The 900-nt window shown below is 49.0% G+C and carries 1 protein-coding gene; it reads right to left on the reverse strand.

Translation table 11 applies throughout. The features are described from left to right. Positions 1–54 precede the first annotated feature (54 nt). A complete protein-coding gene (locus IE158_RS13410) occupies positions 55–612 on the reverse strand; it encodes a prealbumin-like fold domain-containing protein (protein WP_189644204.1) in 558 nt (185 codons plus the stop codon). Positions 613–900: the final 288 nt, after the last annotated feature.

Raw genomic sequence — 900 nt, forward strand, 5'->3', positions numbered from 1 at the left:
TGGACCTCTTGAGGACTCCATTTCCTGCGCCAGGAGGGGCCGAAAGGCAACCTGTCAGGTACTGAGGTTGCTGATTACAGGAGCGCCGGTGGCGTAATAGTTGCCTTCAGTGAAGCTCAAGGTAATCTCCAGTCCAGAATTGGAGAACACATATTTTTCAGGCCCCTTAGAACCTGCGGTCCAAGTCAGCTTGCGGGTGGTACCACCTGAAGGCGCATCCGTATCGAGGACATACAGCGACTCGCCCGCTGCACAGTCAAGATTGATGCCTGAAACTGGATTTGTAGGATTAATGGCAAGAACATTGGTATATGTGCAGATAAAACGCGCCCCATCCTTCATGGCTGTGCTGGGGATAGTCACTGTCTTGCTATTGTTGATGACTATGTCCGCGTTCCCAGTGGCTCTTTTATTGGAATCCGTACAGATAATACTGGTTGTGTAGTACGGATGATCGGCCTCGGTAATGACGGCTTTGGTGCCAATACTACCTGTGAATATCCCTGCCGATTTTGCCGTAGTCTCAGAAAAGACAGTGACATTTGCAGTCGAGCTGGAGAGGCCTTGAAGGATAAAATTAAATGTGCCGGTTCCGTTTTCAGTATCTTTCATGATCTCGATTGTAGGAGCGGCTGCCAGGGCTTTTCCAAAGGGGAATAGAGTCAAGACTGCTACTACAAGTCTAACGCTCTTCTGGACTGAGGACTTGGGATTTAAGAATTTGCGAGTTCTCATGATTGCTCCAGTTTCTTGGGTTTTCTAGCGAGGGAATTCTATTTGGACCGCTAAATCGGCACTCCATAGCGGGGCTTTCGTTTATGAATGAGCATGGCGTAAGTAGCTTCCGGGTGTAGACTAAGTCATCAGACGACTTGACCCCCAACTGACTCCTGAAGACGA

It is taken from the genome of Deinococcus piscis, assembly GCF_014653275.1.
Lineage (GTDB): Bacteria > Deinococcota > Deinococci > Deinococcales > Deinococcaceae > Deinococcus > Deinococcus piscis.